Below are 8,428 nucleotides of genomic sequence, written 5' to 3' on the forward strand. Positions count from 1 at the left end.
GTGTCCGCGTTCGTGTCCGTGTCCGCGTTCGGGTCGGCCTTGGCCTTGGCTTCGGCCTCCGCCTTGATCTTCGCGTCCGCCTCGGGGGTCTCGGCCTCCGCGTCGATGTCGGTCCCGGCCTCCGTGTCCGCGTTAGCGGGACGCGACTGCGCCGGATCCACGTTCTCGGCCGGACCCGGCGGTGAAACCTGCTGCTCGCCCATTGCTGCCTCCCGCACCCGTACCCCGACCGGCGGAGCCGGACCCCCTCGCCCTCGCGTTTACCGTGCCACATCCTGACACCGGCGCGCACGCGCTGGGCGATGGGTGACCGACCGGCGGATCAGCTATCAGACTCCGGCGAACCGGTGGCCGAACCGGTTGGGGCGGCACTGTTCGACTGTTCGGTGCTCGCGGTCGGCGCGGCACTGTCCGACGCCTCAACGCTCGCGGTCGGGGCGGCTGACGATTCACTCGGTGCTGGGGACGGCGGATCCGATGAGGGCGGCGGCGAGCTGGGCGGCGGCGAGCTGGGCGGTGGCGAGCTGGGCGGTGGCGAGCTGGGCGGCGGCGAGCTGGGCGGTGGCGAGCTGGGCGGCGGCGGTGAAGTCGGCGGCGGCGAGCTGGGCGGCGGGTTGGCCGGGGGCTTCGGTGGCGTGGGTTGCGGGTTCGTCGGACCCGGCACCGCCCCGAAGACGCGGGTGGCCGCGTAGAAGCGGGACCACCACACGGTCGACACCTTTACCACGTCACCGCTGCGGGGAGCCTGCACCATCTTGCCCCCGCCGATGTACATGCCCACGTGGTGGATGCTCCGCCAGTTCCGGCTGTCGGACGCGAAGAAGATCAGGTCGCCGGGGAGCAACGAGTTGCGGTCCACGGTGCGGGCCCGGGTGGCGTAGTACTGGTCCCGGGACACCCGGGGGAGCTGGTAGCCGACAGACCGGTATGCCGCCCACATCAGCCCGGAGCAGTCGTACGCGTTGGGGCCCTCGGCTGCCCAGACGTACGGGTCACCGCGCTGGGCGAGCGCGAATTGAACCGCACGCAGGGCCCGTGGGTCGGCGGTCAGGCCGGCGATCCCGGCGCCGTCGACAATGCCGGCGCCCAGTTGCTGCTCGGCGGCCTCCCGTTGCTGCTCGATCAGCGCCAGCTGCTCGGCGTTCTGGGTACGCAGCCTCACCAGGGCCGCTTCGCGCTGCCGGAACGTGCCCTCGGCGCTGGTGAACGCCGCGTTCGCGCGGCCCATCCTGCCGTCGGCCTCGGCGAGCCGGGCCTGCGCGTCTGCCAGTTGCTGCTTGGCCCGGATGACGTCGGCGGTCACTCCGGTGACCGTGTCGTCCCCCTGCCGGCCCTCCCTGGTCCGGCTGAGCGCGCCGAGGCCGTGCAGGTCCGAGCCGAACGCGCCGGGCGGCAGGGCCGCCGCCTCCTTGAGTGCGTTGCCGGCGGCCTTGTCGGCCGACACCTTCGCCCGGTCGAGCGCGGCGGTCGCCTCCGCCAATTCGTTCGCCACCTGGCTCCGCTCGGCAACCGTCGTGTCCCGGTCCTGGCGGAGCTGGAGCAGTTGCTCGCCGAGGGTGGCGACCTCGGTCTCCATGGCCAGCACCTGGATCGCCAGCGGGCCGTTCAGGGCACTCGTCGACGGCGGCCGGGCCGTCGACTGGCCGGCTGGGACGGCACCGGGCAGGGTGAGCGAGCCGACGTACTGGGGGCGGGCTCCAGAGTCAGGGACCCGGTCGGGTCCAGCCGGGGCGGCGTTCGCCGGGACCACAAAGGCGACGACGGCCGCGGCAGCGAGCATCGACGACCAGACCATCGGCCGGAGCAACGACGACCAGACCATCGGCCGGAGCAGCGGACGGATCGCCTCCCGGAGTCGCTGCCGCCGGCCGTAATCGCTGCTGGTCATACCGCTCCCATGGATCGTTCCCGCCGACCCGCGTTGATCACGCGGTCAGGGCCCGACACCCGGTGTGCGCGTCGGCCCCACTTTGTCTTACCTGAATATGTCGCGCGTGTCACTGGGGCATCGGGTAACGACATACTGGGAATCGGGTGACCGATTCCGGACGCCGGCCGGCCACCCGGCCGTGACCTGCACCGTCCGCGTACCCTCGATCCGAACGCGGGTGAAGGAGTGCGACGGATGGACGCCGGAGACAGGCGCGAGATCGAGCAGAAGGTGTACGGCGGACAGCGGCTGGACCGCGCCGACGGGATCGCGCTGTACGGCTGCGGCGACCTGGTGTGGCTGGGTCGGCTCGCCCAGCACCGCCGCTCGACGCCCGACCGGGTCACCTTCACCGTCCTGAGCCGGGTCGGTCCCGAGGACGCCGGCGCGTTCGACGGTGACACGGTGGCGGTCCTGCGGTACGGCCTTGGCGAGACCCGCGAGCAACGGGTGGACCAACTGCTCCGGATTCGCGAGACGCAGGACGAGACGGATGGATTCGTCTCCTTCCTGGGCCGGCGGGAACCGTCGGTCGTGTCGCCCGCCGAGGCGCTGGCCACCTTCGCGGTGGCTCGCCTGCTGCTGGACAACGTGCCGCGACTGACCTGCGACCTGGCCAGTGACGGGCCGTCACTGGCGCAGCTCGCGATGAACTTCGGCGTCGACGACCTCGCGGGTGTCGCCGATGACGGCACCGCCGGCGAGCGGGACGCCGAGGCAAGCCGTGCGGACCTGGTCACACTGATCGGCGACGCCGGGTTCCGGCCGGTCGAGCGGGACGCCCACCACCAGGTGGTCCGCGAGTACGACGCGCCGCCATCGCTGGCGGAGCGCCGCTCCGTCCCGCAGCGGGTGTGGGCCTGAGGCCGACCAGGTGATCCCGGCTCCCGTACCCTCGGTTCGTCATGGCTGACCAACGCGGCGCCTTTCCCCGGCGCGACGACGCCGGCCGGATCGCCCACCTGCCCGATCTGGTCGGAATCGGCCTGGCCGGCGCGGTGCTCGGGCTGCTGGCCCTGGCGCTGTTCGATCTGGTGGTCGCCGCCTTCGGAAGTGCCCGGTTCGGCGGCGCCAACGGCTGGATCGCGGCGGTACTGCCGGCGTGGATGTTCCTCGACGACTTCCGTACCTGGGAGTACGGCGCGGCACGGGTGGTCGCAGCGCTGGCGGGAGCGCTGGCCGCGATCCCGGCGGGGCTGCTTGTCGCGTCGGTGGTCAGTGGCCTGCCGCCGCTCTTCTCGGGCGGTCTGGCGGCGGTGACGTTCACCGTGGTGTACGCGGTGGTGTGGTTTGTCGGTGTCCGGTGGCTCAGCCACCGGACGGGTTGAGCGGAGTGAGCATGAGTCCAGCGGTGAAGTACACGTTGGGTCGGATCGGCCTGTTCGTGGCGTCGGTGCTGGCGCTCTGGCCGGTGGACCTCAACATCTTCGTCAAGCTGATGTTGGCTCTGGCGTTCTCGGCGGCGCTGTCGTTCATCCTGCTGCGGAAGTGGCGGGACGAGATGGCGCACCAGATCGCCGCCGCGGCGCAGCGGCGCCGGGACGAGAAGGAGCGGCTGCGTGCCGCGCTCGCGGGTGACGACGCGGGCGCCGACCGGCCGGCGAACGACGGCCCGCCGGCCCCTGACTCCTCGCGGTGACGCGGCCCCGGGGCCCCTTGCGGTAACGCGGCCCGCGCCACCCGGAGGCTCTCCGGATGACGCGAGCCACCTGGGTCACCAGTTGGTCGAGCCGGGGACGTGCGGCCAGGGGCGGGTCACCGGCTTGATCAGGTACGCGATGCCGCCGGTGCCGCTCGCCACCGAGCCGTCCGCCCGGTGCCGCTTGGTACGCAGCCAGATCTGCTCGAACTGGGCCCGCGGATAGACGTTGCGGACGGCGTCGTTTGACGATGACGCCGGATCGTTTACCACCACGTCGCCCTCGGCGGTGAAGCCGACCACCACGAAGAGGTGACCCGACGTGCCGTAGTTGGCCCCGTCCAGTTCGCTGGCGAGGAATGACTGGCTGGTCACCACGGGGATGCCGGCGGCGATGAAGCGTTCCAGTTCGTCGAGCGAGTGCAACCGGGTGACCCTGGCCTCCAGGCCGGGGAAGGTGGCGGCGTACGCGGTGTTGAACGGCCAGTTGCCGGCGCCCTCGTACTGGTAGTCGTAGACCATCCGGGCGGCGTGGTTGACGGTCGGATCCGGGTAGTCCGGGTTGACCCAGGAGGTGTCCTCGGCGGACGGCCGGCGCCCCCAGTATTCGACCACCATCTCGGTGGAGGTGGGCGAGCACCACGCCTCGCCACCGCCGTCGTACTCCGGGTAGTGACCCTTGTGGACGTTCTGCGAGTAGCGCGGCACGGCCAGTTCGGTGCCCCACGCGATGCCGCCGGGGCTGGGCGGCACGGTGAACCGGTCGGGTACCGCGGAACTCATCGCGCCGAGCATGGTGACCCGGGGTGAGCGCCACTGTCCGGGTGCGCGGTAGAGGGTCAACCGGAACTGGTACGCCGACAGCAGCACCCCGGCCGAGGCGTCGTCGATGGAGAAGGTGTCGGTCCAGATCGAGGAGTGCTCGTCGCCTTGGCCATCCACGCTGGTACGACGGATGTCGGCGTCCCCGGACGCCCACCGGCCCATGACGTACCAGGGCGTCTTGTCGCCCGTGGTGTAGCTGCCCCGCAGTTCCACCTGGATCCAGGTCCCGGGCGGCGTCTGGGCGTTCCATGACGCGACGAGTTCGGTGGCGTCGAACCCGACCTGCCGGACGGGGGAGGTCCAGGTCGCGTACTCCCAGGTCTTCGTGGTCCCAGTGTGCGGATCCGGGTAGTCGGCCGTCCCCGCGGGCCACAGCATGGTGACGCCGCCCCGCAGGCCGGGGAGCGCGATGGTCCCCCGATGGGTGCCGTCGCGCCAGTCGCGGTAGCGGGTCCAGTCCTGATATGTGATCTGTTCATCGTGCGACACCGGCGGATCGGCCGCGAGCGCGGGTGTCGCGGTGCCGACCAGGCCGAGGATGAGCAGGCCGGCGACGGTGACAGTGGGTAGGCGTCCGGTGCCCATGGCAGCCTCCGCGTGGGTGTTCTGGTGGTTGTCCCCACTATTCCGCTCGCAACTAAATTTCGCCAGTGTCAATGTGTTGGAAGATTAATGCCGGACCGCCGGACCGCCGGAGCCCCGGCCCACTGGCCCACCGGCCCACCGGCCCACCGGCCCGGGGACTCCTCGCCGACGGTGCGCTACCGTTCCTACGACCGCCCCGCAGCGAAGCCGGTGCGAAACCGGCGCTGTCCCGCAACTGTGATGTCCGTCCAAGCCGAACCCGGCCCCGGACGGGATGAGCCAGGTCGCCTGCGAGCGGTCGCGAACCAGCGCCTTCGAGGAAGGGCGCCTCGCGGACGGGCACCGGGCGGCCCTGTCGGCGATGCACCAGATCCTCGACCGACAGGAGGACCCATGCGCAGACCTACCTCGCTCCTCGTCGCCGTACTGAGCACGGCGGCCATCGCCCTCGGCGGTTGCGGCGGAACCGCCGACGAGCCAGCCGTCGCCCCGAGCGGCGCCGGGCCGGACTATCCGGTGACGGTCGGCGACCTCACCCTCGCCGAGCAGCCCAGGAAGATCGTGTCGCTGTCGGCCACCGCCACCGAGATGCTGTTCGCCATCGGAGCGGGCAACCAGGTGACGGCGGTGGACAGCACGTCGAACTATCCGCCCGAGGCGCCCAAGACCGAACTGTCGGCGTACCAGCCGAACGCCGAGGCGATCGCCGGGAAGACGCCCGACCTGGTGGTCATCTCGGATGACATGAACAAGCTTGTCGACTCGCTCACCAAACTCAAGATCCCGGTTTACCTGGCACCGGCGGCCACCACCATCGACGACACCTACCGCCAGCTCACCGAGCTGGGCACGCTGACCGGGCACGGCGACGAGGCCACCGACGTTGTCGAGCGGATGAAGGCGGACATCGCCAAGCTGACCGCCGAGATCCCCCGGCGGTCCACGCCGCTGAAGTACTACTGGGAGCTGGACACCAACCTCTACTCGGTCACCAGCAAGACCTTCGTCGGCTCACTGCTCACCCTGTTCGGGATGACAAACGTCGCGGACCCGGCCGACGCGGATGGCGCGGCGGGCGGTTACCCGCAGCTCTCCGCCGAGGCGATCATCGGCGCCGCGCCCGACGTCATCTTCCTGGCCGACACCAAGTGCTGCCAGCAGAGCGCGGCAACCGTCAAGGAGCGGGCCGGCTGGGCCACCATCCCGGCCGTCACCCGGAACCAGGTGGTGGCGCTCGACGACGACATCGCCTCCCGGTGGGGTCCGCGCACCGTCGACCTTGTCCGGGTGATCGCGGACGCCGTCGCCAAGGTGCCGGCCTGATCGCCGGCCCGCGACGCCGTGACGGTGCCGCCCTGACCGGCGGTCCGCGACGCCGCGCTTCGGTCCGGCCGCCTCGACCCGCCCGGTTGCGACCATGGACCGTGCTGGTCGGGGTGATCGCGATCGGCGCGGCAATGGTCGTCGGGGTCGCCCTCGGTCCGGTACGACTGCCGCCCGGCCCGGTCGCCCTGGAGGTGCTGAACGCGCTGCCCGGGATCCGGTTGGAGAGTGGGCTGTCGGCGCAGGAAGCCGCCATCGTCACCGAACTCCGGTTGCCCCGCGTGGTGCTGGCCATGCTCGTCGGGGCCATGCTGGCGCTGGCCGGCGGGGCGTACCAGGGCGTCTTCCGCAACCCGCTCGCCGAGCCGTACCTGCTGGGGGTTGCCGCCGGTGCGGGATTCGCGGTGACCGCTGTGATCGCCTTCCGGCCGGGGCCGGGGGACGTGACCGCGAACCTGCCGGTGACGGTGCCGGTCGCGGCCTTCGCGGGTGCCCTCGGTTCGGTGCTGTTGACGTACCTGCTGGGTGGGACCAACGGGCGTAACCGGCGGTCGCCCGCCACCCTGATCCTGGCCGGTGTGGCGGTATCGGCGTTCTGCGCTGCCGGGCAGACCTACCTGCTGCAACGTAACGCCGAGACCATCCGCGAGGTGTACGCCTGGCTGACCGGCCGGCTGGCCACCGCCGGCTGGCACGACGTGCAGATCATGCTGCCCTACACGGTGCTCACCGCGGTCGTCGTGCTGCTGCACCGGAGAGAACTGGACGTCCTGTCAGTCGGCGACGAGGAGGCGGCTGGGTTGGGCCTGCACCCCCAGCGTTCCCGGTACCTGCTGATCGCCGCCGCCTCGCTGGGTACCGCCGCGGCCGTCTCAGTGAGCGGCTTGATCGGGTTTGTCGGCGTCGTCGTCCCGCACGTCGTACGGCTGCTCTTCGGCGCCTCGTACCGGGTGGTGCTGCCGCTGTCGATGCTGTTCGGCGGCGCGTTCCTGACCTTGACCGACGTGGCCGCGCGGACCGTGGCGGCACCTACCGAGATCCCGATCGGCGTGGTTACCGCCCTGGTCGGCGCGCCCTTCTTCGTCCTGGTGCTGCGCGGCAGCCGGAGGACGGTCGAATGACCATGGACTCGGCGCCCGCGGACTCGGCGTCCACGGACTCGGGTACCACGGACTCGGCGCCCGCGGTCGAGGTGGTCGGGCTGTCCGTCACGCTGGACGGCGCGCCGATCCTCGACGATGTGTCACTGACGGTGTTCCCGGGCGAATGGGTCACCGTCATCGGCCCGAACGGCGCCGGCAAGTCGACCCTGTTGCGCGCGGTCAACGGCCTGCTGCCGGCGAGCGGTCACATCCGCCTCCTCGGGACGGCGGGTGGCGCGCTGCGCCGACGGGACCGGGCCCGGGTTGTCGCCACGGTTGCGCAGTCCCCGGTGGTGCCGCCCGGCATGGCGGTCCTCGACTACGTGCTGCTCGGGCGCACGCCGTACATCCCGGCGCTGGGGCGGGAGTCGGCCGCGGACCTCGCCGTCGTGCACGACGTGCTGGAACAGCTGGACTTGGCCGCCTTCGCCGACCGGCCGCTGGTAACCCTCTCCGGCGGCGAGCGGCAGCGGGTCTTCCTCGCCCGGGCGCTGGCCCAGGGTGCCCCGCTGCTGCTGCTCGACGAGCCGACCAGCGCCCTCGACATCGGTCACCAGCAGGAGGTGCTGGACCTGGTCGACCGGCTGCGCCGGGAGCACGGGCTGACGGTGCTGGCGACGATGCACGATCTCACGGTCGCCGGTGAGTACGCGGACCGGCTGGTGCTGCTGGCCGACGGACGGGTGGTGGCGGTCGGGCCGCCACCCGAGGTGCTCACCGCGGAACTACTCGAACGGCACTACCGGGCCCGGGTGCGGATCATCCCCGGCGACCACGGCCCGCTCGTCGTCCCAGTCCGCAGCTGACCCCCTCCCTCCCCGCCCCGCCCCCCGCCCCCGCAACGTCGATCTAAGGTGTACTGCCCATGGACGTTGGTGACACGGCTGGGATCTTGAAATGGTGAGGACCTCCCGAGTAGGTGTGGAGCTACCACAACAGCCGCACCTGACTCAGGGAGGTCCTCATGTCCCACCGTAATGCCCC

Annotated in this window: 8 protein-coding genes and 1 riboswitch; of the genes, 6 read left to right on the forward strand and 2 right to left on the reverse strand. The window is 71.4% G+C overall.

The features are described from left to right. Nucleotides 1-322: 322 nt before the first annotated feature. A complete protein-coding gene (locus tag ACFQUZ_RS23155) occupies nt 323-1,888 on the reverse strand; it encodes an NlpC/P60 family protein (protein ID WP_377445802.1) in 1,566 nt (521 codons plus the stop codon). Between the two features lie 237 nt (nt 1,889-2,125). Here ACFQUZ_RS23155 and ACFQUZ_RS23160 point away from each other — a divergent pair, with 237 nt between their 5' ends. From ACFQUZ_RS23160 to ACFQUZ_RS23170, 3 genes are read left to right on the forward strand one after another with little or no spacing between them, the layout of a single operon-like run. Continuing rightward, nucleotides 2,126-2,794, forward strand: coding sequence for a hypothetical protein (locus ACFQUZ_RS23160; protein WP_377445803.1), 669 nt, complete (start codon nt 2,126-2,128; stop codon nt 2,792-2,794). A 41-nt stretch (nt 2,795-2,835) separates the two neighbouring features. Further along, complete coding sequence (locus ACFQUZ_RS23165; protein ID WP_377445805.1) at nt 2,836-3,258, forward strand: hypothetical protein; 423 nt, start codon at nt 2,836-2,838, stop codon at nt 3,256-3,258. An 11-nt stretch (nt 3,259-3,269) separates the two neighbouring features. After that, nucleotides 3,270-3,569, forward strand: a complete 300-nt coding sequence (locus ACFQUZ_RS23170) for a DUF4229 domain-containing protein (RefSeq protein ID WP_377445807.1) — start codon at nt 3,270-3,272, stop codon at nt 3,567-3,569. A 75-nt stretch (nt 3,570-3,644) separates the two neighbouring features. On the opposite strand, the gene ACFQUZ_RS23175 is transcribed toward ACFQUZ_RS23170, so the two are convergent. Next, nucleotides 3,645-4,979: a peptidase C39 family protein gene (locus tag ACFQUZ_RS23175; protein ID WP_377445809.1), complete on the reverse strand. Its 1,335-nt coding sequence runs from the start codon at nt 4,977-4,979 to the stop codon at nt 3,645-3,647. A 206-nt stretch (nt 4,980-5,185) separates the two neighbouring features. Further along, nucleotides 5,186-5,263: riboswitch (cobalamin riboswitch) on the forward strand. A gap of 109 nt (nt 5,264-5,372) precedes the next feature. Here ACFQUZ_RS23175 and ACFQUZ_RS23180 point away from each other — a divergent pair. The 3 genes from ACFQUZ_RS23180 to ACFQUZ_RS23190 all read left to right on the forward strand — a co-directional run bounded on the left by ACFQUZ_RS23180 (nt 5,373) and on the right by ACFQUZ_RS23190 (nt 8,250). Next, nucleotides 5,373-6,302 (forward strand): ABC transporter substrate-binding protein, encoded by a 930-nt coding sequence (locus ACFQUZ_RS23180; protein ID WP_377445811.1) that lies wholly within the window; start codon nt 5,373-5,375, stop codon nt 6,300-6,302. Nucleotides 6,303-6,436: 134 nt separating this feature from the next. Then, on the forward strand, nt 6,437-7,423 hold the full coding sequence (locus ACFQUZ_RS23185) for a FecCD family ABC transporter permease (protein WP_377445818.1): 987 nt from the start codon (nt 6,437-6,439) through the stop codon (nt 7,421-7,423). A 2-nt stretch (nt 7,424-7,425) separates the two neighbouring features. Then, nucleotides 7,426-8,250 carry an ABC transporter ATP-binding protein gene (locus ACFQUZ_RS23190; protein WP_377445820.1) on the forward strand — a complete coding sequence of 275 codons (825 nt, stop codon included), beginning with the start codon at nt 7,426-7,428 and terminating at the stop codon, nt 8,248-8,250. Nucleotides 8,251-8,428: the final 178 nt, after the last annotated feature.

This window comes from Plantactinospora sp. GCM10030261 (assembly GCF_042666615.1).
GTDB lineage: Bacteria > Actinomycetota > Actinomycetes > Mycobacteriales > Micromonosporaceae > KBS50.

What these genes read in the sequence shown, in the direction of transcription:
- ACFQUZ_RS23155 (WP_377445802.1), bottom strand. Translation starts at nt 1,888, where the DNA reads ATGACCAGCAGCGATTACGGCCGGCGGCAGCGACTCCGGGAGGCGATC.
- ACFQUZ_RS23160 (WP_377445803.1), top strand. Translation starts at nt 2,126, where the DNA reads ATGGACGCCGGAGACAGGCGCGAGATCGAGCAGAAGGTGTACGGCGGA.
- ACFQUZ_RS23165 (WP_377445805.1), top strand. Translation starts at nt 2,836, where the DNA reads ATGGCTGACCAACGCGGCGCCTTTCCCCGGCGCGACGACGCCGGCCGG.
- ACFQUZ_RS23170 (WP_377445807.1), top strand. Translation starts at nt 3,270, where the DNA reads ATGAGTCCAGCGGTGAAGTACACGTTGGGTCGGATCGGCCTGTTCGTG.
- ACFQUZ_RS23175 (WP_377445809.1), bottom strand. Translation starts at nt 4,979, where the DNA reads ATGGGCACCGGACGCCTACCCACTGTCACCGTCGCCGGCCTGCTCATC.
- ACFQUZ_RS23180 (WP_377445811.1), top strand. Translation starts at nt 5,373, where the DNA reads ATGCGCAGACCTACCTCGCTCCTCGTCGCCGTACTGAGCACGGCGGCC.
- ACFQUZ_RS23185 (WP_377445818.1), top strand. Translation starts at nt 6,437, where the DNA reads ATGGTCGTCGGGGTCGCCCTCGGTCCGGTACGACTGCCGCCCGGCCCG.
- ACFQUZ_RS23190 (WP_377445820.1), top strand. Translation starts at nt 7,426, where the DNA reads ATGGACTCGGCGCCCGCGGACTCGGCGTCCACGGACTCGGGTACCACG.